A 22,358-nucleotide genomic window follows, 5' to 3' on the forward strand; every position below is an offset into this window, starting at 1 on the left:
GAATGGACTCCAGGCGCCTGCTCCGCATCACCGCCACGGCCATCGCGGCCGCCGGCCTCGTCCTCTCCGGCTGTACGGGCGGGAGCGGCGCCGCCGCGCCCTCGAAGCGCCCGTCCGGGGCGTCCGGCCCGGCCGCGCTGGAGAAGTACTACGCGCAGAAGGTGTCCTGGCGGGACTGCGGCGTCGCGAACTTCCAGTGCGGCACCGTCCGCGCCCCGCTCGACTACGCCCGGCCCGAGGGCGCCGAGGTGAAGCTCGCCGTCTCCCGGGTCCGGGCCACCGGTCCCGGCAAGCGGCTCGGCTCCCTCCTGGTCAACCCGGGCGGGCCCGGCGGCTCCGCGGTCGGCTACCTCCAGGGGTACGCGGGCATCGGGTACCCGGCCCCGGTCCGGGCGCGGTACGACATCGTGGGCGTGGACCCGCGGGGCGTGGCCCGCAGCGAGCCGGTCGAGTGCCTGACCGGCAAGCGGATGGACGCGTACACGCAGGTCGACCAGACGCCGGACGACGCGGCCGAACAGAAGGCGCTCGCGGACGCCTTCAAGGAGTTCGCGGCGGCCTGCCGGCAGAAGTCGGGCAAGGTGCTCCCGCACGTGTCCACGGTGGAGGCGGCCCGCGACATGGACATCGTCCGGGCGGTCCTGGGCGACCAGAAGCTGACGTACGTGGGCGCCTCGTACGGCACCTTCCTCGGCGCCACCTACGCCGAGCTGTTCCCCTCCCGGGTCGGGCGGTTCGTCCTCGACGGGGCGATGGACCCGTCGCTGACCGCCGAGCAGCTCAACCGGGACCAGACCGCCGGCTTCGAGACCGCGATCAACGCCTTCGCCGCCGACTGCGTGAAGAAGACCGACTGCCCCCTCGGCACCACCTCCACCGCGGCGGCCCTCGACGCGCTCCGGCGCTTCTTCCGCGACACCGATGCCAAGCCGGTGCCGACCGGCGAGAGCCGCCCGCTCGGCGAATCGCTGGCCACCACCGGTGTGATCGCCGCGATGTACGACGAGGCCGCCTGGCCCGAGCTGCGCGAGGCCCTCACCCGGGCGATGGGCGGCGAGGGCTCCGCGCTGCTCGCCCTCGCCGACAGCTACTACGAGCGCGAGGCGGACGGCACGTACGCCAACCTGATGTCCGCCAACGCGGCCGTGAACTGCCTCGACCTGCCGCCCGCCTTCCCCGGCGGCCCGGCGGCCGTCGTCAAGGACGTGCCGGCCTTCGAGAAGGCGTCCTCCGTCTTCGGCCGCAACCTCGCCTGGGCCGCCCTCAACTGCACCTACTGGCCCACCCCGGCCACCGGCCACGCCCACCGCATCACCGCCCAGGGCGCCGCCCCCATCGTCGTCGTCGGCACCACCCGCGACCCCGCCACCCCCTACAAGTGGGCCCGCTCCCTCGCCGCCCAGCTCTCCTCCGGCACCCTCCTCACCTACGAGGGCGACGGCCACACCGCGTACGGGCGCGGCAGCGACTGCATCGACACCGCCGTGAACACCTACCTCCTCGACGGCACCCCGCCGGCCGACGGCAAGCGCTGCTCATAGCCCCTCCGCCGTCCCGCACCGTCCCGGACCGGGCCGGACCGTCCCGGATCCGGGGGTGGTCGGAGCACCCCCGGAAACTGTGTAGACTTGGCGACGCTGCTGCACCCACCATGGGAACGCAGGGCGCGCCGCCTTAGCTCAGTTGGCCAGAGCAACGCACTCGTAATGCGTAGGTCTCGGGTTCGAATCCCGAAGGCGGCTCCAGCGGAGACCCAGGACAGACGACTTCTGTCCTGGGTCTTTTGTTTTCCGGAGCTTCCGTCCTGGCATATGACCAAGAGTTGTCAAAGAACACCGGACAGTGCCCACGTTTCCTGGTCATAGCGCCCTGATCAGGAGAGTCTCATGGGTGTACTGGCAACGTATCGAGACGCCTGGGCTGGCTCAATGGTGAGCAACAAGCTTCCCGATGGGGGTGCCTGCTGTTTCCCGTGCGTCCAGGTGCGTGCCACACGATGAGCAGGCCGCCGGGGGGCGGCAGGAGGGGAGCACATCCTGTACACCATCAGCAGAGCGCCGACGAAGGCCCAGTCGACCAAGGCCCCGCCGGCGAGCGCGCAGAAAGCACCGCCGCCGGAGTCTCCGGCGGCTACCGGGCCGGACGACCTCGTTCCGGCGGGGCGCCGCCGCTCGGCGGCGGCGAAGGACCGGCGGCGTACGGAGCTGCGGGACTTCCTGGTCAACCGGCGTGGCCGGCTGACGCCCGAGGACGTGGGGATCCCGAACTACGGACGCCGGAGGACGCCCGGCTTAAGGCGGGAGGAAGTCGCCTTCCTGGCCGGGGTCAGTGCCTCCTGGTACCAGTGGCTCGAACAGGGTCGGGACATCTCGGTGTCCCCGCAGGTGCTCGACGCCATCGCGCGAGCGCTCCGACTCGAACAGGCGGAGCGCAGTTACCTCTATGTGCTGGCCGGCCTGAACCCGCCGGTGGCCCTCGGTTCCGAGCCGCTCGAAGTGGATGTCATGCTGGCGCGCCTTGTGGAGAACAACTCTCCGTACCCCGCCTTCGTCGTCGACCCGTACTGGAACCTGGTCATCGCCAACGAGGCGACGTACGACATCCTCGGGTACCGCAAGAGCTACCGGAACTCCCTGGTGGCCTTCTTCACCAGTTCCCGGCTGCGTGAGCGCATCGTGAACTGGAACGAGCTGGCACCGTGGATCGCGGCGCAGTACCGGTACGGAATGATCAACCGGCCGCAGGATCTGGGATACGAGATCGTCGTCGGCGAACTCATGAAGAAGAGCCCGGAGTTCGCCGAGCTGTGGTCGCGGCACGACGTGCGGGCCGAGGGCGTGAACTTCAAGATCCTCGACCATCCCGAGCTGGGAGAGCTGCACTTCGATGTCGCCCGCATGCGCATCCCCCAGTTCCCCGACCTGCTGATCGTCCTCTACACGCCGCGACCCGAGCGGGAGACGGGCGTGGACACCCAGGGGATCATCCAGCGGGCGGTCAACGCCTGATGACGCAAGTGCCGGCGGTGTGCCCCTGGGCTGGAGGGGCACACCGCCGGCACGTCTGTGTCAGCCGTTGAGCGTGGCCATCATCGGGGCCGGGTAGCGGTCGCCGACGGCGGTTCCCGGTGCGAAGACCGCGGACAGCTCCTCGGCCTCCGCGTCGCTCAGGGCGATCTCCAGCGCCGCCGTGTTCTCGTCGACGCGCTCCGGGCGGGTCGTGCCGGGGATCGGCACGACCGACTCGCCGGCGCGCAGCACCCAGGCCAGCGCGACCTGAGCGGGCGTCACACCCCGCTCGTCGGCGATCTCCTGGAGCCGGCCGAGCAGCTTGCGGTTGGCCGCGAGGTTGTCGCCCTGGAAGCGCGGGGCGATGCGCCGGAAGTCGTTGTCGGCCAGGCTGTCGACCGACGAGATGGCGCCCGTGAGGAAGCCGCGGCCGAGCGGGGAGTACGGCACGAAGCCGATGCCCAGCTCCGCCAGGGTCGCCAGGACCCCGTCCTCCTCGGCGTCCCGCGTCCACAGCGAGTACTCGGACTGCACCGCGGTGATCGGGTGCACCGCGTGGGCGCGCCGGATCGTCGCCGCCGAGGCCTCGCACAGGCCGAGGTAGCGCACCTTGCCCTCGGCCACCAGCTCGGCCATCGCCCCGACGGTCTCCTCGACCGGGACGTTCGGGTCCACGCGGTGCTGGTAGTACAGGTCGATGTAGTCGGTGCCGAGCCGCTTCAGCGAGCCCTCGACGGCCCAGCGCACCGTCTCGGGGCGGCCGTCCGGGATCCGCGGCGGGGTCTCGCGGGAGTACGTGCCGAACTTGGTGGCCACCACGAACTTGTCGCGGCGGCCGGCGATCGCCCGCCCGATCAGCGTCTCGTTGGTCTCCGGGCCGTAGTGGTCCGAGGAGTCGAGGAAGTCGACCCCGAGGTCGAGGGCCCGCTCGATCGTGGCGATCGAGCGCGACTCCTCGACGGAGCCGTACCCGAAGGTCATGCCCATGCAACCGAGGCCCACGGCCGAGACGTTCAGGCCATGGCTTCCGAGCTGTGTCCTGCGCATTGTCTTCCCTGCTTCCTGCTGTGTGTGCGTGTGGGGGGATCAGATGGTGACGGTGGTGCCGTCGAAACGGGTGAAGGAGAGGCTGCCGCCCTCGTTGAACAGCGGCTTCTGGGCCCGCATCACCTCAAGGGCGATCGTCTCGCCCAGCCGGAACGCCTCGGTGTTGTCGCTGCGGTAGTGGACGCCCGCGGAGGCGCGGCCCGAACCGATGTTGGCCGCCAGCTTGTTGAGCTCGCCGCCGATGGTCAGGGAGTCCTTGTCGGCGCCTGTGTACGGCACGAGGGACGTGCCGTCCGCGCTCGGCACGACCGGGTCGGTCAGCACGTACGACTCGTTGAACCACGCCTTGAGCACGGTCGTGCACGCGCCGGCGACGGTGCCGTGGCCGCTCTGGTACGAGGGGCTCATCGGCGAGCCCTCGGGGAAGGACTGGGGCAGCAGGTACGAACCGTGCTTCGCCAGGGTCCGGTCCAGCGCCTCGGACTTCAGGATCTCCTCGGGGAGCAGCCCCTCGTAGCGTCCGGGGTCGCGCCGCAGGTGCACCTCGATGCGTCCGCCGAACGCCTCGGGGCGGAGCCGCCGGTGGACGTAGAACTGCTGGTACTCGGTGTGCTTGATGGCCCGGACGGCGACCTCGGCGAGGAGCGAGACCAGGTGCGGCGTGCCGTAGGTGGGGAAGCCCATCTGGTTCTTGGAGGCCAGATAGGGGTTGCCCGGGTCCTGGGCCTTCGCCTGCGGCAGCGCCAGCATGATCAGCGCGGCGTTGAGGTACGCCTGGTAGAGGACGTCGAAGTGCGTGTAGTGCGCCATGTCGCGCGGGGTCTGTACGTAGCGGGTGCGGACGAAGTCCCGCTGGGTGGCGCGCGCGGCGCCGCGCTGGAGCGCGAGCCACTCCCCGAACTCGGTGCCGTAGTCCACGCCCGGCTGGACGGTGTCGTGCAGCTGCGGCACGCGCAGGGTGCCGTACTGGACGGTCTGGAGCAGGAACTGCGAGACGAACGGTCCGGTCAGGTCGGCCGGGGTGTTCCCGCGGAAGAGCGAGTGCGGGGTGACCTTGCCGTCCTGCTTGGCCATCCGGCTGTCGGAGTACGTCGACAGGTCGGCGGCCGCGGCGGCGGCGAGCGGCGAGTCCTCGAAGTCGGTGAACCGCACGTCGCGCAGCAGCGCCAGCCAGTACAGCTCGGCCATCTCGGCAGCGGCGTGGGCGCTGTTCACCCGGGGCGCGGGCGGGACGACCAGCTTGGCGTAGTCGGGCCCGGCGAGGTCGTACGCGAGACCGCCCTGCGGACCGAGCTGCTTGCGCTCGCCGGCCATGGGGATCGCGTCGAAGTCGGCGGGGTTGCCGCTCGTGAGGGCCTTCAGCATCAGGGCGTAGGCCGGGACGTCGACCTCACCGATGTCGTTGTGCGGCAGCCCCTTCGAATAGGCGCCGATCCGGCCGGGCAGGGACGACTCGTCGCCGTTGACCGGGTGGTCCGGCAGCGTCGTCGGGTAGTCCCGCTCGGCGGCCTGCCGGCGCAGCGCACGGCCGATCCGCGTCCGCTCGCTCAGCTGCGCCTTGTCGGCGACGGCTTCCTCGGCCGCGTACGAGGGGGAGGAGAGGCCGGCCTCCGCCGCCGTGAGCCCGAGGGCGGCGGACAGGGCCGCGGTGGACCTGAGGAGAGTTCTACGGTGCATCGGTGTTCCCGTTTCTCACGTGTGCGGTACGTGCCTGGGGCGCTCAGGCCCGCTCGGTCTCGAGGCGGAAGTCCTGGGCGTCGTAGTCGCGCTTGCCGAGTTCGAGGGCGCGCTCGATGCTCATCACGGGAGTGAGGCCGAGGACGGCGGTGATCTTCTCCATGCGCTCGGGCATGGTGCCGCTGACCCGGTACAGGGGGATCCCGAAGTCCTCGACGGTCTCCAGGAGCATCCGGTCGATCGTGTCGCGGAAGCCCTTGTTCATGGGGCGGTGACCGTCCGAGGTGATCTCCAGCTCGTGCTCGAGGTGGATGAACACGTCGTAGGTCTGCCGCACGTGCGCGCGGAACGCCTTGCCGTACTCGTCGACCACCTCGCCGAAGAAGCGCATCTCGTCGGTGGTCTCGGGGGCCAGGCCGCCCTCGTTGGCGGCGGTGGCGCTGGGGTTCATGCCGTGGGCCACGCGCGCGGCACCGTAGAGCCACTCCTGGAGGGAGGAGCCGTCGGACAGGAACGTGTCGCCGAGCTTGGCCTCCTCGACCGCCCGGCCGCAGTGGCGGCGCAGCATCAGGTGCAGGAACTCGGCCGGGGTGACCTCGGCGAGCGCCTTGCCGGGTACGGCCTCCGGAAGGATCTCGCGGATCGTCCTGGCGAGGGTGCGCGGCACGCCCAGGTAGTGCGAGAGGGCCATGACCGTGGAGGTCTTGCCGGCCGAGTAGGTGCCGGAAACGGAGATCTTCATGTCAGGCCTTCAGGGTGGGCTGGTCGGCGGCGAACGCGGCGGCGTTCGCCGGGAGTTCATGGGCGAAGGAGCACTGCATCTCGTAGCCGCCCAGCAGGGAGCTGACCGTGACGTCGCGCCACAGTCCGCCGCGCAGCGGCACGAGCCACTTGTCGGTGAAGGCGACGTGGGCGGTCGTGGGCTCGGCCGCGAGCCGGTCGGGGCCGACGGCGGTCAGGACCGTCTGCTGCATCCACAGGGTGTTGCTGTCGCTGCGGCTGATGCCGTCGAGCTCGTACAGGAGCACCTGGATGAGCTGCAGGTTCGTGACGAAGCAGTCGATGGGCGAGAGGCCGGCCGCCAGCAGGTCGCCGTCCAGGCCGTCGACGACGGTCTCGTAGCCCGGCAGGCTGCGGGTGGTGACGGTCGCGGTGGCGGTGGAGGCATCCACATCGGCCCGGACGTCCTCGATGGTGTGCTCGCGCAGCTTGAAGCCCTCGCCGTAGTAGCGGCGGGCGGAGGAGCCGAGGATCGCGTCGAGCGAGGCGTACGCGCCGTCCTCGGAGACCTGGACGGGCGACGCGTGCTCGATCTCGTACCGGGCCGTCATCACGCCCACGTGCGCGGTGAAGGTCGACACGTGGCCGCCGGCGGCGGCGGGGTCCTTGCGGGTGCGGCGGAGCTCGGCTCCCGCGGACAGGCCGGTCAGGTCCTCCTGCGGGGTGGTGCCCGCCTTCAGGGTGATCTTCCGGACGCGGGCAAGGCGCCGCTGCCCGGCGTCGAGCCCGTGCGCGTGGACGAGGTACGCCTCGCACAGCTGGAGTCCGAGCACCAGCATGTCGACGGTGCTGACGTGTGGGAAGAGGTCGGTCGACGCCTTCTTCTTCGACCAGTCACGCGGGTACGAGAGCGAGACGACGGCGCTCACTCCGGGCCGGTCGCCGGTGGTGACGCGGACGCCGTCGACGGCGTATTCGGCCCGTCGGTAGCCGGCCGAGAAGAAGCGGGTCTCGGAGGGGCCGAGGTAGTCCTCGACGGAGGGCAGGCGCAGCAGGGTCGGGGTGGACATGGCTCAGGCCTCCTTGCGGGTTCTCAGCGCCTGCTCGTACGCCTCGACGAGGGCGCCGACGGTGCGCAGGTTCACGAAGCCCTCGCCCTCGCCGTCGCCGAAGGGGTCGACGCCGACCTTGCTCTCCAGGCGGATGACGAGCCGGGCGAAGGCGAGCGAGTTGAGGCCGAGGGCGCTCAGCTCGGTCTCGGCGGTGAGGTCGCCGAGGTCGTCGGCGACGTCCTCGTCCAGGACCGCGGTGATCTCGTCGACGACCACGGTCTGTACGTCCAGGGTCAGCATGTGATTCCTCCATCGATGACGAGCCGCTGGCCGGTGACGAAACCGGCCCGCGGCGAGGCGAGAAAGAGCACGGCGTCGGCGATCTCCTCGCGGTCGCCGAGACGGCCGAGCGGGGTGCGGCGCTGGATGCGCTCGCGGTACTCCGGGGTGACCACCTCGGTCATGTCCGAGTCGAAGAAGCCGGGCACGACCGTGTTGACCCGGATGCCGGCGGGGCCGAGCTCGCGGGCGAGGCTGTGGGTCAGGCCGTCCAGGCCCGCCTTCGCGGCGCTGTAGGCGGCCACGCCGCGGTAGCCGCGGACGGCGTTGACCGACGAGACGTTGATGATCTGGCCGCCGCCCGAGGCCACCATGGACCGGGCGACGGTCTGGGCCAGGGCCACCGGCGAGGTCAGGTTGGCGGTGATGAGGGCTTCGACCTGCCGCGGCGGCATCGTCACGAACAGGCCCTGGTCGAGCATCCCCGCGTTGTTCACCAGCAGGTCGACCTGGCCGAAGTGCCGGATCGCGGCCTTGGCCGCCGCCCGCACGGTGTCGGGCTGCTGGAGGTCGGCCTGGGTCCAGAAGAACCGGTCGGGCTCGGCCTTCAGGGTGTCCTCGACGAACTCGCCCGCGCTCCGGCTGAAGGTGGCGACCTTCCAGCCCTCCGCGAGCAGCCGGGTGACCAGGGTCCGGCCGAGGCCGCGGCTGCCGCCGCTGACCAGCGCCACGCCGCTCATGCCGCGCTCCTGGTCTTCTTGAAGCGGTCGGAGTGCTGCTCGGCCTCGGAGACGCGGACGACGAGGGGCACCTTGTAGGGCTCCAGCTGGGCGGCGCAGTGCTCCTGCACGCGGGCCGCGACGGTCTCCTCGTCCTCCGGGCGCACCAGCTTGACGGTGGCCTGGACGATCATGCCGGTCACCGCGTTGCGGCGGCCGGAGACGGTGACGTCGGCGATGTTGTCCACCTCGAGCACGGCGTTCTCGACCTCGGCCGGGTACACCTTCTCGCCGCCGACGTTGATGATCTCCGAGCGGCGGCCGAGGATCTTCACGTACTCGCCCTCGCACACCACGACGTCCTGGGTGTTGAAGTAGCCCTCCTCGTCGAAGGGGGCGGGGGCGTTGAGGTAGCCGAGCATGGCCATCTCGGAGCGGACCCACAGCACGTCGTCGACGATCTTGTAGTCGAAGCCGCTGCCGCTGCCGAGCTTGACCCACAGCGAGGAGTCGTCCTTCGACTTGGTCGGCAGGATGCCCAGCTCGGACAGGCCGTAGGTCTGCTTCAGGCGGACGTCGGGCAGGGCGTCGTGGAAGGCGCGCAGCGTCTGCTCGGGCATCGGCTCGGTCCCGTACGAGACCAGCCGCAGCGAGGAGGCGTCGTGGCGCCGGACGGCTCCGGAGACCAGGGCCATGGTGAGGAAGGTCGGCGTGGTGGGCAGCACCTCCACGCGGTGCGCCTCGATCGCCGCGAAGACGCTGTCGGGGGTGCGCTCGGCGACGGTGACGACCGCCCCTCCGTGCACCAGGGTGTGCAGCAGGGTGTTGATGCCGCCGATGTGGTCGAGGTTGAGGAAGGAGAGCGTGCGCGCGGAGCGTCCGCCCTGGTAGCGGGCGAGGACCTTGGTGAAGTCCAGGACCGATGCCTTGCTGCGCCCCGTGGTGCCCGAGCTGAAGAGGACGAGTCCGGGCCGCTTCTCGCGGCGCAGCGCGGCGAACAGCTCGTGGCTCGCCGAGCGTCCGGTCGCGGTGATGCTCAGTCCCGCGTCCGTCCCGTCGAGGGCGATGACCGTCTCGACTTCGGCGATCTCGTGGAACTCGGCGCGCTTGGCGTCCGGCAGCGTGACCAGCGGGACGATGATCGCGCCGGCCTCGATGAGGGCGACGAGCGCGGCGCAGGCCTGCGGCGAGTAGGCCGACTCCAGCGCGACGACCTGCCCGGCACGGACGCCGTGCTCGTCGAGCCGGGCTCGCCACTGCTCGACGGCGGTCAGAAGGGACCGGTAACTCGTGGTCCGACCATGGAAGATGATCGCCTCTCGGTCGCCGTGCGACCGCAGCGCCTCTGTCAGTGACTGGATCATGCCTTGATCGTGGAGCCACGCAGAAAAGACAGAAAGGTGGCCGCTGGTCCTGGTGTTACGGCCACCAGCCAGTGGCTCCGTCCAGCACCTAGGTTGAACCGACTGTTCCCTTACGACACTTCTCGATCAGGAGCGCCGCCATGCGTGCGATCAGCCAGCAGAACGTCTACGGAGGCCCTGAGGTTCTCAAGGAGATCGAACTGCCGGTGCCGAAGCCGGGGCCCGGTCAGGTCCTCGTACGCGTCCGGGCCGCGGGCGTGAACCCCACCGACTGGAAGGGCCGGGCACGGAAGGGCTGGTTCGAGCAGCCCCCGCGGGTGCTCGGCTGGGACCTCTCCGGAACGGTGGAGGAGGTGGGCTTCGGAGTGGCCCTCTTCCAGCCCGGCGACGAGGTGTTCGGCATGCTGCCGTACCCGCACGGGGTGGGCTCGCACGCCGAGTACGCCGTCGGCCCGGCCCGCGCCTTCGCCCGCAAGCCGGACGGGATCGACCACGTCCAGGCGGCCGCGCTGCCGCTGGCCGCCCTCACGGCCTACCAGGCCCTGGTGGACACCGCCGACGTCCAGCCGGGACAGCACGTGCTGGTCCACGCCGCCGCCGGCGGCGTCGGCCACCTCGCCGTCCAGCTGGCCAAGCACCTCGGCGCCCGCGTCACCGGTACGGCCAGCGCCGCCAAGCACGACTTCGTGCGCTCGCTCGGCGCGGACGACGTGATCGACTACCGCGCCGGGGACTTCCGCGATGCCGTCCGGGACGTCGACACGGCGCTGGTGCCGCTGATCGACGACACCCGGATCCGCACGGTGGACGTGCTGCGCCGCGGCGGCACCCTGGTGGCGCTCCTGCCGGGCGCCACCGAGGACGAGCTCGACGCGGCCGCCCGCCGTGGCGTCCGCTACGCGGCGATGCTGGTGGAGCACGACCACACGGGCATGAAGGCCATCGCCGACCTGGCCGGCAAGGGAGTGCTGCGCGCCCATGTGCAGGAGGTCGTCCCGCTGTCCGAGGCCGCCCGCGCGCACGCCCTGGGCGAAGAGGGCCATGTGACGGGCAAGTTGGTGCTGGTTCCCTGACCGGTCGGGGCGCGTCCCCGGGCGCCTTGAGTGCCCGGCGCCGCTACGGCGCCGGGTTGATGCCCGGCCGGCCGAAGGTGTCCGGGACCGGGAGGGTGGCCCAGTGGCCGACCGGCCAGGCGAGGACGACGGCGCGGCCGACGACGTCGCCGACCGGGACCATGCCGCCGTGCGGGTCGGTCCGGTGGTAGCGCGAGTCCAGCGAGGACTGGCGGTGGTCGCCCATCACCCAGATCTCGCCGCTGGGCACCTTGACCTTGAACTGGCCGGGGGCGTCCGGGCTGCACGGCGTGTTGCCGGGGAAGACGTACGGCTCGTCGAGCGGCTTGCCGTTGACCTTCAGCGGGCCGGAGCCTGCGCACTCGACGGTGTCGCCGGCGACCCCGATGACGCGCTTGATCAGGTGCTGCTCGCCGGCCGCGGGCATCAGACCGATGAAGCCGAGGAACTTCTGGGCCGCGTTGGGCTCCGCCACCGGGCGGCCCGCGAGCCAGCCGGCCGGGTCGCGGAAGACGACGACCTCGCCCCGCTCGGGCTCGGAGCCGAACCACGGGGTGAGCTTGTCGACGAGGACGCGGTCGTCCTGCTGCAGGGTGTTCTGCATGGAGCCCGAGGGGATCAGGAACGCCTGGAGCAGGAAGGTCTTGATCAGGAAGGCCAGGGCCAGGGCGAGGGCCACCAGGACCGGCAGCTCCTGCCACAACGGGCGCTTCTTCTTCCCGTTCTTTCCGTTCCTCCCGTCGTTCTCCTGGGCTTCGGGCCCGTCGCCGCCGGACGCGGGGCCGGACTCCTGGCCGGCTCCCTCGCCGGGCTTGCCCTCCGGGCGCTCCCGCTCGGACCGCGCGTCGATCACCACGTCCCCCACGTCCACCGCTCCTGACTCCGTCGAACCCGTGTCGACGGCGTCGAAAACTCCTGCCGTCAAACGGGACCTTATGCCGGATGATGCCGTCGAGGGCGCCCGCGGGCCCACTGTCACCACGTTCGAGTGACCCGACGGGCGCCGGTCTTTGTTTCTCACGGAGGGGAATGGCATGAGCGGGGACGGCGGGGAGTTCGAGGTCACCGAGCGGACGCGGCTGCGGCGGATGCGGGAGAAGGGCAGCCACGCGCGGGCGGACCTGGACGCGGTGCTCGGGGCGGGGTTCCTCTGTCATCTCGGGGTGGTCGTGGACGGGGCGCCGATGGTGGTGCCGACCGTGTACGGGGTCGACGGGGACCGGTTCTACGTGCACGGGTCGGTCGCGAGCCGGAGCCTGGTGCAGGCGCCCGACGGCGTGGTCTGCGTGAACGTGACGCACGTCGACGGACTGGTGCTCGCGCGGTCGGTGTTCGAGCACGGCGTGAACTACCGCAGCGCGATGATCTACGGCGTGCCGCGGATCGTCACCGACCCGGAGGAGAAGCTCCGCGGCCTGCGGGCGCTGACCGAGCAGTCCTCGCCGGGGCAGTGGGAGTACGTACGGCAGCCCAGCCGCAAGGAGCTGGCGGCGACGGCGCTCGTGGCGCTCGACCTGACCGAGGCGTCCGTGAAGATCGCGACCGGCTTCCCGGACGACGGCGACGGGCCCGACGCCGGGCTGGGGGTGTGGGCCGGGGTGCTGCCGATGGTCACGCGCTTCGGCGAGCCCGTCGCCGACCCGCTGCTCCCGGCCGGCATCGAGCCGCCCGCGCACATCGCCGAGCGGGCCGGGACGGTCTTCGGGGCATAGGCCGTTTCTTTCGGATCAGGCCGGATTGCCGGGCGTCGGGAGCCCGGCAGCAGCCGGAAGAGACGGCCTAGCCGGCGTCCTCGGGCTTCTCGTCCGCCGGATGCTGCTCCATCCGGGTGAGCTTCAGGCGGGCCAGGTGCCCCTCGTCCGACAGGGCGTCCACGGCCGTGATCCGGTCGTCCAGGACGGTGAAGCGGAAGACCGTCTCCGGGCGTCCGTCCGGTGCCGCCCGCAGCAGGCCCGCCGCGCCGTCCACCAGGGCCGGCAGGGCCGCCCGTACCCGCTCGGCGAGGGCCCGGGCCACCGGCCGCGCCCCGTGCGCGGGCGCCGTGGCGGGGCCGTCCGAGCGCAGCACCACGTCCGGGTCGAGGAGGGCGCGCAGGGCCGCGTGGTCGCCGCCGCGGGCCGCGGAGCGGAAGGCCAGGACGACCTCGCGCTGGCGCGCCGGGTCGGGGGCGGGCATCTCCTCGGTGCCCTCGAGGCGGTGCCGGGCTCGGGCGGCGAGGCGGCGGGTGGCGGCGGGCGCGCGCTCGACGACCGGGGCGATGTCGTCGTACGGGATCGAGAACTCGTCGTGCAGGACGAAGGCGACCCGCTCGGAGGGCGTGAGGACGTCGAGGGCGTCCCGCTCGGCGCCCGGCGGCAGCGAGCGGTCCCACGGATCCCGGAGGACCGGGCGCCGGGCCTCGCGCGAGCGCAGCAGGTCCAGGCAGGTCCGGGCGACGTCCTGGGGCGTCGCCCCCACCCGTACCGCCTCCCGGGCCTCGTCGGGCGAGCCGAGGAGGCGGTTGGCCATGGCCGCCCGTACGTCGGCGGGCGCGGTCGTGCCGGCGTCCGGCGCGTTCACCGTGGTCCCCGTCCCGGGTCAGTCGTCGCCGTGGCCCGGGCCGCCGCTGCCGAAGCCGCCGCTGGAGATGCCGCCCCACTTGCGCTTCTCCTCGGTGGGCGGCTCGGCCTGGGTCTCGCCGCCGTCCTTCAGCTGGTACGGCATGAGCCGGTGCTCGCCGTCGGTCTGCGGCATCTCCTTGGGCTTGCGGTACTCGGAGGACTCGCCGGGCAGCCCGGCGTCCTCCGGCCGGTGCGGCTGGGCCTCCGGGTCCGGCGGCGGGAGCTCCTTGTTCTTGACCCTGATGCCGTACGCGAACGCGCCGATGAGCACGGCGACGACGATCAGACCGCCCAGGACCTGGGCGAGGCCGGACTGCCAGACACCGGCCGCCGTGGTGACCGGAGCGGATGCCACGAGGAAAGTGTTCATACGGTCATGAATACCCCGTTTCGGGCGGTTCGGACAATCGCGATCCGGCTGCGCTCGCGGGATCGCGCGGGAACGCGCGGGAGCTCGTCGGACCTCGCGGGATTCGCCGAGAAGGCGCTGAAACATTTCCCGGGGGCCGTCGCGTCAGTGAGGTGTGAGCGCGAAACCAGCGCACACGAGCGAACTCGTGACAGCGACGGAGGGGAGGGACATGAGACAGTCCCGCGCGGACGGGTTCCTGGAGTTCGCCTCCGCACGATCGGGGCATCTCTTCCGCTCGGCATGCCTGCTGACCAGTGGCGACACGCATCTCGCCGAGGACCTGACGCAGGAGACGCTGGGCCGGATGTACGCCCTGTGGGGGCGCGCCAACCGGATCGGCAACCCGGCCGGCTACGCACAGACCGTGCTCGTACGGACCTTCCTGAGCCACCGCAGGCGCCGCTCGGCCACCGAGCGCCCCCTCGGTGAGCTCCCCGACCGGGCCCCCGAGAACGGCGAGGACCCGGCCCTGCGGATCGCCCTGCTCGACGCCCTCGCCGGGCTCGCGCCCAAGGACCGGGCGGTGGTGGTGCTCCGCTACTGGGAGGACCGCAGCATCGAGGAGACCGCGCACGCCCTGCACGTCAGCTCCGCGGCGGTGCGCACCCGCTCCTCGCGCGCCCTGGCGAAGCTGCGGGAGCGGCTCGGCGGCAGCCTGGTCGAGCTGGCCGCCCACTGACCCCCTGACCTCTTCTTTTTTCACTCACGGACCGGAACGGTGATGCCGCCATGCCTCAGCACGAGGAGCACGACGTGACGAACGGACGATTCGAGGACGAACTGGGCGCTGTCCTGCGCCGCACCGGCGAGGGCTTCGTCGCCGCCGACCGCCGCGAACTCGCCGCCGGCGGCCTCGCCCGCGGCCGCCGCCGGGTGGTGCGGCGCCGCATCGCCACGGCCGGCGGCGCGCTCGCGCTCGCCGCGATCGGCGTGGGCGGGGTGTACGGGGGCTCGCTCCTCGGCGGCTCGGGCGGCGCCGGCGGCATCGAGCAGGTCTCGGTGGCCGGCCCGAAGCCCGCCACCGGCGACAGCGCGCAGGGCAGCGGCCAGAAGGGCGGCGCCGGTCCCGAGATGGCGTCGATCCCGGTCGCCGAGCTCGCCGCCGTCCTCAAGGCCAACACCCCGGCCGGCCAGTGGACGATCGACAACGAGGGCGGCACCGGCCAGGCCGTCACGGGCGTCTACGACGACGGCAAGGGCAAGGCGGGCGTCTCCGTCGGCCTGTACCGCGCGGGCGAGAGCGGCGAGGCGGGCGCCGACCTCGTGACCTGCCCGGACAAGGTGTACGTCCCGTACGACGCCTGCACCAGCCGGCGGCTGCCCGGCGGCGACCGGCTGATGGTCTTCCAGGGCTACGAGTACCCGGACAAGCGGGTCCTCACCAAGAACTGGCGGGCGGTGCTGCTCACCAAGGACGGCTTCGTCGTCGACGCGAGCGAGTACAACGCGCCGACCGAGAAGGACTCGGCGATCAGCCGCCAGAACCCGCCGTTCGACGCCGCGCAGCTGAAGACCCTGGTCACGGCCGAGGGCTGGCGCCCGCTGCTCAAGCAGCTGCCGGTGCCGAAGAAGCCGAAGCACGCCCCCGGTCAGGCCCCCGCCGACGCGATCACCGAGCCGAGCGCCGCCCAGGTCCAGGCGACCCTGATCTCCCTGCTGCCCAAGGGACAGGGCCTGAAGGTCGTCGACAAGGGTGGCCAGGGCGGCTATGTCGTCCTCGACGACGGCAAGGGCCGCAGCCTCGTCCAGATCAACGTCCAGCCCGGCATGAACGACGTCCGCGGGGACCTCTTCTCCGGCAGCGACGTCACGACCGAGGACGACGGCACGGTGGTGAAGCTGGCGAAGCGACCCGGCGAGAAGGGCGGCGAGGGCGTCGTCTGGTGGAGCGCCGACACCATGGGCAAGGACGGCTTCCGGGTCGTGATCTCGGCCTTCAACTCCGGCACCCAGCACGACGCCGCCACGCGCGCCGAGCCGGCGCTGACGACGGAGCAGCTGAAGACGATCGCGCTCAGCCCGAAGTGGCGGGCGCTCGTCAAGAAGTAGCGCCGAAAGCGCCGCTGAAGGTGTGGGTCCGGGCTCCGGCGGAGGCCCGGGCCCACACCCATGCCGCCTCTTCGCGTCTCACTTCGCGTCGGAGTACCGCTCCACCGTCGCCGTCGTGAACGGGAAGCGCACCGGCGTCTGTCCGAACGCGATCCGGCCCGCCTCGTCGCCCGCCGCCCGGATCGCCTCCGTCACCGCCTCGGCCTCCTCCGCAGGGCAGTGCACGATCACCTCGTCGTGCTGGAAGAAGACCAGCTCCGCCCGCATCCCGGCGGTGGCGCGGCGCAGCGCCGCCAGCATCAGCAGGGCCCAGTCGGCGGCGCTGCCCTGGACGACGAAGTTACGGGTGAAGCGGCCGCGGGCACGGGCGTCGGTCGACGCGTACCCCGGGACGTATCCGTCGGCGCCGTCCGCCCCCTCGGCGCCGTCCCCCTGGCCCTGCGGCAGGCCCGCCTCCCCGTCCTCGTCCGCGCCCGCCGCCCGCGGGCTGGTGCGGCCGAGCCAGGTGCGGACGAGCCGGCCCTCCTCGCCGGCCCGGGCCGCGTCGTCCACATAGGCCACCGCGCGCGGGAAACGGCGGCGCAGGGCGGCCAGGTTCTTCAGGCCGTCGCCGCTGGTCTGCCCGTAGATCGCACCGAGCAGCGCCAGCTTGGCGTGGTCGCGGTCGCCGGAGAAGGCGCGGTCGGACAGCCGGGTGTAGAGGTCGTCGGCGTGCCCGGCGACCTCCATCAGGCCCGGGTCGCGCGAGATCGCGGCCAGCACCCGCGGCTCCATCTGGTCGGCGTCCGCGACGACGAGCCGCCAGCCGTCGTCGGCGACCACGGCCTGCCGGATGACCTTGGGGATCTGCAGCGCCCCGCCGCCGTTGGTGGTCCAGCGGCCGCTGACCGTGCCGCCCGGCAGGTATTCGGGCCGGAAGCGCCCGTCCCGCACCCACTCGGCCAGCCAGGACCAGCCGTGCGCGGTCCAGATCCGGTACAGCTTCTTGTACGCGAGCAGCGGGGCGACCGCCGGATGGTCGATCTTCTCCATCTCCCAGCGCCGGGTGGACCGCACCCGGATCCCCGCCTGGGCGAAGGCCCGTACGACGTCGGCCGGCAGGTCGGGGCGGACCCGGCGGCCGAAGGCGGCCGACACCTCGTCCGCCAGCTCCGCGAGCCGGCGCGGCTCGCCCCCGCCCGCGTACCGCTCGCCGAGGAGCCCGTGCAGCACCTCCCGGTGGACGTCGGCCCGCCAGGGCAGCCCGGCGCGGTACATCTCGGCGGCCACCAGCATGCCCGCCGACTCGGCGGCCGTGAGCAGCCGCATCCGCCCCGGGTGGGCGGTCCGGTCATGGCGGCGCTGCTGCTCCGCGTACACCTCCAGGAGCGCCTCGAAGGGCAGCGGGGCGGCCGCCGCCGGCTCGAAGAGCGAGTCCTGCGCCGCCGGGCCGCCGGCGGGGCGCTGGGGCGGGTCGGGCGGCACCGGCGCGTTCCGCAGCCGGGCCCAGGCGGCGGCGGCCGAGCGGGGCTCGCCGAGCCGCCCCTCGTGGCCGAGCAGCAGCTGCTCGGCGTCCTCGACGTCGTAACACCGCTCGACCCGCACGCCCGCGGCGAGCAGCCGCGGATACACCTCCCCCGTGCTCCGCCACACCCAGCGCCCGACCTGGGGCCGCGCCCGCACCGCCGCCACCAGGTCCGGCTCGCGCCGCACCGCCCCGGCGGGCAGCCCGTCGGCCCCGAGCGGCACGAGCAGCGCCCCGTCCCCCTCGGGCTCGGGCGCCACTGCCCACTTCTCGTTCACAGGTGCGAGTCTGGCACCCGTCACTGACAATCGGCCGCTGTGCCCCGCTATGGGGCTTATGCCGCCTTGTGGAAGAGGGCGGCCGCCTCGCCGCGGGAGGCGACGCCCAGCTTGGTGAGGATCTTGGCCACGTGGAACTTCACCGTGGACTCGCTGATGTGCAGCTCCTGCGCGATCTGCCGGTTGCGGTGGCCGAGGGCCAGCTGGGTCAGCACCTGGATCTCGCGCTCACCGAGGTCGCGCAGCGGGTTCAGGGTGGTGGCGGCCGGGGCGTCCGGCAGGGCGAGCGGGACGGTGGCGGTGATCGTGGTGCCCCAGTTGGGGACCGCGTCGAGGTCCAGGCGGCCGCCGAGCACCTCCAGGCGGTCGGAGATGCTGCCCGCGCCGAGCGGGCAGACGTCGAGCAGCCCGGGGCCGTCGTCGCGGACGGTGGCCCGGATCTCGTGCTCGGTCAGCGTCCAGCCGACGTGGACCCGGCTGACCGCGTCCTGGTCCAGGACGACCAGGAGCAGCGCGCGGACCACGGCCCGCACGCCGTGCGCCACGTCGGCCGGCAGGCTGCGGGTGGCGTCCGGGCCCTCGGGCGGGCCGAGTTCGAGCCGCACCGGAGTGTGCCGGAGCATCGGACGCAGTCCGTCCGCGAGCCTCGCGAAGGCCTCGAAGGCCGGCTCCTCGGCGATCGTCCGGTCCCGCCGCGCCTCGGCCCGCAGCTCGATCAGCGCCGTCACCGCGAGGTCGGTCGCGGTCGCCCGGGCCGCCGCGTCGTCCATGGCCCGGCTGCGCAGCACCCCGAGCACCCCGGACAGCGCCGCCGCGTGCGCCGTGGTCAGCTCGGCGATCACCCGCGCCCGGGTGTCGGCCGCCGCCCGCGAACGGGCCAGCGCGCCCGGCATCGCCTCGCTCGCGAACCGGTCGAAGTGGCTGGTCACCAGGTCCCACAGGTGCTGGGCCAGGGCGAGTTCGGCCGCACCGGCCGCTTCGGCGCCCTCGTCCCGTACGAGCACCAGGACCGAGCCGCGGGGCGTGGCGTCGCTCCGTACCGCCACCACCTCCCGCTCCGCCCCGCCGACGCTCGCGCGCCCCTGCCACGGCCGGCCGGCGCTGCCCGCGGCGAGCAGTGGCGCCAACTCGGCCGCCGTGACCGGGACATCGGGGTCGCCGGTGTGCTTGAACGGGGAGTGCGCGCAGTGCGTGGACAGTTCGGCCGCCGACCGGTGCGGGATCAGCGGGGCGAGCACCTCGGACAGCCGTCGCAGGATCGCGCCGAGCGGCTGCCGGATGACGTCCTGGGCGGCCAACAGCGCGCCGGTCGCGGTGAGTTCCATGAGAACAAGGGTAGGGGCGCGGACCGGCCGACGGCTGTCCTTTCGGCCAGGTGTGACTGGCCGTTCGGATGGCGGGAACAAAGCGACGCCCGGAGCAAGCTGATCACATCGAAACGACGGACGAACGGACGAGGGGCCGGCCAGGCCGATCGGCCCGACGCGTCCGATGACTCTCTGGGGGAGCGGAATCATGGAAGCGATCGTGTACGACGAGTTCGGCGGCGCCGACGTGCTGCGCCACGAGACCGGGGTGGCCGTGCCGGAGCCCGGTCCGGGCGAGGTGCGGGTGAAGGTGGCGGCCGTCGGCGTCAACCCGGTGGACTGGAAGCGGCGTTACGGCTGGGTGGAGCAGTTCTTCCCGACCACCTTCCCGGCCGTGCCGGGCCTGGAGTTCGCGGGCACGGTGGACGCGCTCGGCGAGGGGGTGACCGGACTCGCCGTCGGCGACGAGGTGTTCGGCTGGACGAAGACCGGCGCCTACGCCGAGTACGCCATCGCCGACAACATCGTCCCCAAGCCCGCCGAGCTGTCCTGGGAGACGGCCGCGAGCATCCCGGTCGCCGGCGAGACCGCCCAGCGCGTCCTCGACCTGCTCGGCGTCCGGGCCGGCGAGACCCTGCTCCTGCACGGAGCGGCGGGCGCGGTCGGCGCGGTGGCCGCGCAGCTGGCGGTCGCGGCCGGGGTGACCGTGATCGGCACGGCCTCGGAGCGCAACCACGACTTCCTGCGTGACCTCGGCGTCACCCCGGTGACGTACGGCGACGGGCTCGCCGACCGGGTCCGCGCGGCCGCCCCGCAGGGCGTCGACGCGGTCTTCGACGCGGCCGGTCACGACACGCTGCCGGTCTCCGTCGAGCTGCTCGGCGGCGAGAAGTCCCGCATCGTCACCATCGCCGCCCAGGACGCCGCCGAGCACGGCATCGTCTTCTCCGGCATGACGGCCGAGCCGGCCGCCGTCCGCGGCTGGCTGACCGACCAGGCGCGCCTGGTCGTCGAGGGCCGGCTCCGCCTGGACATCGCGGAGGTGTTCCCGCTGAAGGAGGCCGCGCGGGCCCAGGAGCTCAGCGAGACGGGCCACGTGCGGGGGAAGCTGCTCCTGGTGCTGTGAGGCACCCCAAGGTGCGGCGGTGGAGGGGCCGGGTGCTGCCGGTACGGGGGTCCGGCGGGCCCGGCCGCCTTCGCGGTGTGGCGGGCGGCCCGCGGGGTTAGCCTCGCCAGGTGACCGAGAGCCCCGCCCCTCCCACCGCTCCCTCCTCTCCCCGCGCCGACCGCATCAAGATCTGGTTCCGCTTCGCGCCCCGTGAGGGCTGGCTGCCGCAGGACACCGAGGGGATGTGGGCCGAGCCGGTGGGCGCGGACACCGCCCGGGTGGTCAACGTGCCCTTCCTGCAGGACGGCGTGGCCGAGGGAGACGTCGTGCGGTACCGGACGGACGAGGAGGGGCTGCACTGGGCCACCGGCCGGGTGGCCGCCTCCGGAAACGTCACGGTCCGCGTCCTGCCCGTGCGGTCCGGCCCGCTCGGGCCGAGCGCCCGCGCCGTGCACGAGCGGCTGCGGCCGTTCGGGCTCGGCGGGGAGTCGTTCAGCGAGGAGTTCCCGCTGGTCGCCCTGACCGTGCCGGTCGACGCCCCGATGACGGAGATCAAGGCGCTCCTGGACCGCGGCACGGCGGACGGCTGGTGGCGCTGGGAGACCGGCTGCGGCACGGACGCCTGGAACGCGGCCTGACCCGGACGGGTCCTCCTCAGGGCTCCGGACCGGTCCGCCTTCACCACGGGCACGCACGGTGGCGGCCCCCTCCGACGACGGGCGGGACGGGACGGGACCCGGCTCCGACCCCGGTCCACGTCCCGTCCCGATGTACCAGCCTCACCCCTGAGCGGGTCGGCCGCACGCGGAGAGCGGGGCCGGACGGCTCACGAGGTCGCTCACGAGTTCGGTATCCACAGGCTGTGGACAGCGGGCTGTGGACAGCCGGGCGGCTGCGAGTGAGCGGCGAGGCGCCTGCGACCATCGTGTACGGCGGCACGGGCACCCGACGAGCCCGGCCCAGGACCACGACGCGAGGAACCCGGCATGAGCACGATCGGCGAAGCCTTCAAGGCGCTGTACGTCGACGACGAGCACGCCCTCGACACGGCGGCGTCGCTGCTCGCCGCCGACCGTGACGCGGACGCCGAACTGGCCCGGCGCGGCGAGGAGTTCCTCCGCACCCTCTGGTCCCGGGGCTGGCAGCCGGCCGATGTCGTGCGGATGGCCCGCCGCGAACTCGCCGACGAGCACACGAGGATCCTCGTCGGCCTCGTCCGCGCCGAGACGGCCCGTTACGAGCGCCTTCCGCACCGCTGGCGGGCGCAGCTCGACGCCCTCGACGCGCTCGACGACGCCGCCGCCCGGCCGGCGCCGGACCGCTTCTCGAACGCGACCGCCGTCCTGGAGCTGTACCGGCTGCTCGTCCGGCTGCCGCGGCTCGACGCCGTCGGGCCGGCGCCGGGGGAGGCGCTGCCGCCCGCCGTCGCCGGTGAGCCCAAGCTCCTGACCAGGATCAGGGCGCTGCTCGCGAAGGCGGAGGCGACGACGTACGCCGAGGAGGCCGAGGCGCTGACCGCGAAGGCGCAGGAGCTGATGGCCCGGCACAGCCTGGACGAGGCGACGCTGGCGGCGGGCGCGCCGTCGCCGGAGACGCCTGGGGCGGTACGGATCGGCGTGGACCCGCCGTACGAGCAGGCCAAGGCAATCCTCCTGGACGCGGTCGCGACGGCGAACCACTGCCGGGCCGTGTGGAACGAGTCCTTCGGCTTCTCGACCGTCGTCGGCTTCGAGGCCGACCTCGAACCGGTCGAGCTGCTCTACACCTCGCTCCTCGTCCAGGGCACCGCGGCGATGACCCGCGCCGAGGCCGAGCAGCGGGCCGGCGGACGCAAGCGCACCAAGTCCTTCCGGCAGTCCTTCCTGCTCGCCTACGCGGGCCGGCTCGGCGCCCGCCTCGCCGCCACCAGCCGCCGGGTCGCCGCCGAGGCCCCGACGCTCCTCCCGGCCCTCGCCTCCCGCGACGTCGCGGTGACTGCCCGTACCGACGAGCTCTTCCCGGAGACCCGGACCAGCCGGGTGCGGGCCGCTTGGGACGAGGCGGGCTGGACGCACGGCACGTCGGCGGCGGACCGGGCGGGGCTGCGGGCGCCAGGCAGCCGGGGCGAGATCCGCGGATAGGTCCCGCCGAGATCCCGCCCCAGGGCGGAATGCCGGTTTCG

Annotated in this window: 20 protein-coding genes, 1 tRNA gene and 1 pseudogene; 10 read left to right on the forward strand and 12 right to left on the reverse strand. The window is 72.9% G+C overall.

Going from position 1 to position 22,358, the window contains the following annotated elements; all coding sequences use genetic code 11:
* Window positions 1-2 precede the first annotated feature (2 nt).
* From ACWEJX_RS04745 to ACWEJX_RS04755, 3 genes are all read left to right on the forward strand, one after another.
* The gene (locus ACWEJX_RS04745; RefSeq protein ID WP_451606074.1) at window positions 3-1,541 is read left to right on the forward strand and encodes an alpha/beta hydrolase; all 1,539 of its coding nucleotides are present in this window, start codon (window positions 3-5) and stop codon (window positions 1,539-1,541) included.
* A gap of 127 nt (window positions 1,542-1,668) precedes the next feature.
* Window positions 1,669-1,745: transfer RNA gene (locus ACWEJX_RS04750), tRNA-Thr, on the forward strand.
* A 507-nt stretch (window positions 1,746-2,252) separates the two neighbouring features.
* Window positions 2,253-3,008, forward strand: coding sequence for a helix-turn-helix transcriptional regulator (locus ACWEJX_RS04755; protein WP_451606075.1), 756 nt, complete (start codon window positions 2,253-2,255; stop codon window positions 3,006-3,008).
* Between the two features lie 60 nt (window positions 3,009-3,068).
* Here the strand turns inward: ACWEJX_RS04755 and ACWEJX_RS04760 are convergent, their stop codons facing one another.
* From ACWEJX_RS04760 to ACWEJX_RS04790, 7 genes are read right to left on the reverse strand one after another with little or no spacing between them, the layout of a single operon-like run.
* Window positions 3,069-4,055 carry an aldo/keto reductase gene (locus tag ACWEJX_RS04760; RefSeq protein WP_451606076.1) on the reverse strand — a complete coding sequence of 329 codons (987 nt, stop codon included), beginning with the start codon at window positions 4,053-4,055 and terminating at the stop codon, window positions 3,069-3,071.
* A gap of 39 nt (window positions 4,056-4,094) precedes the next feature.
* A complete protein-coding gene (locus ACWEJX_RS04765; RefSeq protein WP_451606077.1) occupies window positions 4,095-5,732 on the reverse strand; it encodes a vanadium-dependent haloperoxidase in 1,638 nt (545 codons plus the stop codon).
* Window positions 5,733-5,775: 43 nt separating this feature from the next.
* Window positions 5,776-6,474: an AAA family ATPase gene (locus ACWEJX_RS04770; RefSeq protein WP_451606078.1), complete on the reverse strand. Its 699-nt coding sequence runs from the start codon at window positions 6,472-6,474 to the stop codon at window positions 5,776-5,778.
* A 1-nt stretch (window position 6,475) separates the two neighbouring features.
* Window positions 6,476-7,522, reverse strand: a complete 1,047-nt coding sequence (locus tag ACWEJX_RS04775) for an AvrD family protein (RefSeq protein WP_451606079.1) — start codon at window positions 7,520-7,522, stop codon at window positions 6,476-6,478.
* Window positions 7,523-7,525: 3 nt separating this feature from the next.
* Window positions 7,526-7,804, reverse strand: a complete 279-nt coding sequence (locus ACWEJX_RS04780; RefSeq protein WP_451606080.1) for a phosphopantetheine-binding protein — start codon at window positions 7,802-7,804, stop codon at window positions 7,526-7,528.
* Window positions 7,798-8,523 (reverse strand): SDR family NAD(P)-dependent oxidoreductase, encoded by a 726-nt coding sequence (locus tag ACWEJX_RS04785; protein ID WP_451606081.1) that lies wholly within the window; start codon window positions 8,521-8,523, stop codon window positions 7,798-7,800. Before ACWEJX_RS04785 ends, ACWEJX_RS04780 begins: the two co-directional genes overlap by 7 nt.
* Window positions 8,520-9,866, reverse strand: coding sequence for a class I adenylate-forming enzyme family protein (locus tag ACWEJX_RS04790; RefSeq protein WP_451606082.1), 1,347 nt, complete (start codon window positions 9,864-9,866; stop codon window positions 8,520-8,522). The genes ACWEJX_RS04785 and ACWEJX_RS04790 overlap by 4 nt, the downstream gene beginning before the upstream one ends.
* Before the next feature lie 140 nt (window positions 9,867-10,006).
* On the opposite strand from ACWEJX_RS04790, the gene ACWEJX_RS04795 reads away from it, so the two are divergent.
* Window positions 10,007-10,939: an NADP-dependent oxidoreductase gene (locus ACWEJX_RS04795; protein WP_451606083.1), complete on the forward strand. Its 933-nt coding sequence runs from the start codon at window positions 10,007-10,009 to the stop codon at window positions 10,937-10,939.
* Window positions 10,940-10,944: 5 nt separating this feature from the next.
* Here ACWEJX_RS04795 and lepB read toward each other — a convergent pair.
* Window positions 10,945-11,804 (reverse strand): annotated as a pseudogene (gene lepB, locus ACWEJX_RS04800) (signal peptidase I); the annotation flags it as partial.
* A 169-nt stretch (window positions 11,805-11,973) separates the two neighbouring features.
* Between lepB and ACWEJX_RS04805 the strand changes: the two are divergent.
* A complete protein-coding gene (locus ACWEJX_RS04805) occupies window positions 11,974-12,651 on the forward strand; it encodes a pyridoxamine 5'-phosphate oxidase family protein (RefSeq protein WP_451606084.1) in 678 nt (225 codons plus the stop codon).
* Window positions 12,652-12,718: 67 nt separating this feature from the next.
* Here ACWEJX_RS04805 and ACWEJX_RS04810 read toward each other — a convergent pair whose 3' ends face one another.
* Together ACWEJX_RS04810 and ACWEJX_RS04815 are read right to left on the reverse strand one after the other, a co-directional pair.
* Complete coding sequence (locus ACWEJX_RS04810) at window positions 12,719-13,498, reverse strand: RNA polymerase subunit sigma-70 (protein WP_451606085.1); 780 nt, start codon at window positions 13,496-13,498, stop codon at window positions 12,719-12,721.
* 18 nt (window positions 13,499-13,516) lie between these two features.
* Window positions 13,517-13,909: a DUF6479 family protein gene (locus ACWEJX_RS04815; protein WP_403793804.1), complete on the reverse strand. Its 393-nt coding sequence runs from the start codon at window positions 13,907-13,909 to the stop codon at window positions 13,517-13,519.
* A 211-nt stretch (window positions 13,910-14,120) separates the two neighbouring features.
* Between ACWEJX_RS04815 and ACWEJX_RS04820 the strand changes: the two genes are divergently transcribed.
* Both ACWEJX_RS04820 and ACWEJX_RS04825 read left to right on the forward strand, forming a co-directional pair.
* Window positions 14,121-14,630 carry a SigE family RNA polymerase sigma factor gene (locus ACWEJX_RS04820; RefSeq protein WP_451606086.1) on the forward strand — a complete coding sequence of 170 codons (510 nt, stop codon included), beginning with the start codon at window positions 14,121-14,123 and terminating at the stop codon, window positions 14,628-14,630.
* A gap of 74 nt (window positions 14,631-14,704) precedes the next feature.
* Window positions 14,705-16,000: a hypothetical protein gene (locus ACWEJX_RS04825; protein WP_451606087.1), complete on the forward strand. Its 1,296-nt coding sequence runs from the start codon at window positions 14,705-14,707 to the stop codon at window positions 15,998-16,000.
* 78 nt (window positions 16,001-16,078) lie between these two features.
* On the opposite strand, the gene ACWEJX_RS04830 is transcribed toward ACWEJX_RS04825, so the two are convergent.
* A complete protein-coding gene (locus tag ACWEJX_RS04830; protein WP_451606088.1) occupies window positions 16,079-17,782 on the reverse strand; it encodes a bifunctional 3'-5' exonuclease/DNA polymerase in 1,704 nt (567 codons plus the stop codon).
* Between the two features lie 56 nt (window positions 17,783-17,838).
* Window positions 17,839-19,107 (reverse strand): helix-turn-helix transcriptional regulator, encoded by a 1,269-nt coding sequence (locus tag ACWEJX_RS04835; RefSeq protein WP_451606089.1) that lies wholly within the window; start codon window positions 19,105-19,107, stop codon window positions 17,839-17,841.
* Between the two features lie 190 nt (window positions 19,108-19,297).
* Between ACWEJX_RS04835 and ACWEJX_RS04840 the strand changes: the two genes are divergently transcribed.
* The 3 genes from ACWEJX_RS04840 to ACWEJX_RS04850 all read left to right on the forward strand — a co-directional run bounded on the left by ACWEJX_RS04840 (window position 19,298) and on the right by ACWEJX_RS04850 (window position 22,317).
* On the forward strand, window positions 19,298-20,215 hold the full coding sequence (locus ACWEJX_RS04840) for an NADP-dependent oxidoreductase (protein ID WP_451606090.1): 918 nt from the start codon (window positions 19,298-19,300) through the stop codon (window positions 20,213-20,215).
* 110 nt (window positions 20,216-20,325) lie between these two features.
* Window positions 20,326-20,835: a DUF4265 domain-containing protein gene (locus ACWEJX_RS04845; RefSeq protein ID WP_451606091.1), complete on the forward strand. Its 510-nt coding sequence runs from the start codon at window positions 20,326-20,328 to the stop codon at window positions 20,833-20,835.
* Between the two features lie 348 nt (window positions 20,836-21,183).
* Window positions 21,184-22,317, forward strand: coding sequence for a DUF2786 domain-containing protein (locus tag ACWEJX_RS04850; RefSeq protein ID WP_451606092.1), 1,134 nt, complete (start codon window positions 21,184-21,186; stop codon window positions 22,315-22,317).
* Window positions 22,318-22,358: the final 41 nt, after the last annotated feature.

The organism is Streptomyces sp. NPDC004788 (genome assembly GCF_053601115.1).

What these genes read in the sequence shown, in the direction of transcription:
- ACWEJX_RS04745 (WP_451606074.1), top strand. Translation starts at nt 3, where the DNA reads ATGGACTCCAGGCGCCTGCTCCGCATCACCGCCACGGCCATCGCGGCC.
- ACWEJX_RS04760 (WP_451606076.1), bottom strand. Translation starts at nt 4,055, where the DNA reads ATGCGCAGGACACAGCTCGGAAGCCATGGCCTGAACGTCTCGGCCGTG.
- ACWEJX_RS04765 (WP_451606077.1), bottom strand. Translation starts at nt 5,732, where the DNA reads ATGCACCGTAGAACTCTCCTCAGGTCCACCGCGGCCCTGTCCGCCGCC.
- ACWEJX_RS04770 (WP_451606078.1), bottom strand. Translation starts at nt 6,474, where the DNA reads ATGAAGATCTCCGTTTCCGGCACCTACTCGGCCGGCAAGACCTCCACG.
- ACWEJX_RS04775 (WP_451606079.1), bottom strand. Translation starts at nt 7,522, where the DNA reads ATGTCCACCCCGACCCTGCTGCGCCTGCCCTCCGTCGAGGACTACCTC.
- ACWEJX_RS04780 (WP_451606080.1), bottom strand. Translation starts at nt 7,804, where the DNA reads ATGCTGACCCTGGACGTACAGACCGTGGTCGTCGACGAGATCACCGCG.
- ACWEJX_RS04785 (WP_451606081.1), bottom strand. Translation starts at nt 8,523, where the DNA reads ATGAGCGGCGTGGCGCTGGTCAGCGGCGGCAGCCGCGGCCTCGGCCGG.
- ACWEJX_RS04790 (WP_451606082.1), bottom strand. Translation starts at nt 9,866, where the DNA reads ATGATCCAGTCACTGACAGAGGCGCTGCGGTCGCACGGCGACCGAGAG.
- ACWEJX_RS04795 (WP_451606083.1), top strand. Translation starts at nt 10,007, where the DNA reads ATGCGTGCGATCAGCCAGCAGAACGTCTACGGAGGCCCTGAGGTTCTC.
- ACWEJX_RS04805 (WP_451606084.1), top strand. Translation starts at nt 11,974, where the DNA reads ATGAGCGGGGACGGCGGGGAGTTCGAGGTCACCGAGCGGACGCGGCTG.
- ACWEJX_RS04815 (WP_403793804.1), bottom strand. Translation starts at nt 13,909, where the DNA reads ATGAACACTTTCCTCGTGGCATCCGCTCCGGTCACCACGGCGGCCGGT.
- ACWEJX_RS04820 (WP_451606086.1), top strand. Translation starts at nt 14,121, where the DNA reads ATGAGACAGTCCCGCGCGGACGGGTTCCTGGAGTTCGCCTCCGCACGA.
- ACWEJX_RS04835 (WP_451606089.1), bottom strand. Translation starts at nt 19,107, where the DNA reads ATGGAACTCACCGCGACCGGCGCGCTGTTGGCCGCCCAGGACGTCATC.
- ACWEJX_RS04840 (WP_451606090.1), top strand. Translation starts at nt 19,298, where the DNA reads ATGGAAGCGATCGTGTACGACGAGTTCGGCGGCGCCGACGTGCTGCGC.
- ACWEJX_RS04850 (WP_451606092.1), top strand. Translation starts at nt 21,184, where the DNA reads ATGAGCACGATCGGCGAAGCCTTCAAGGCGCTGTACGTCGACGACGAG.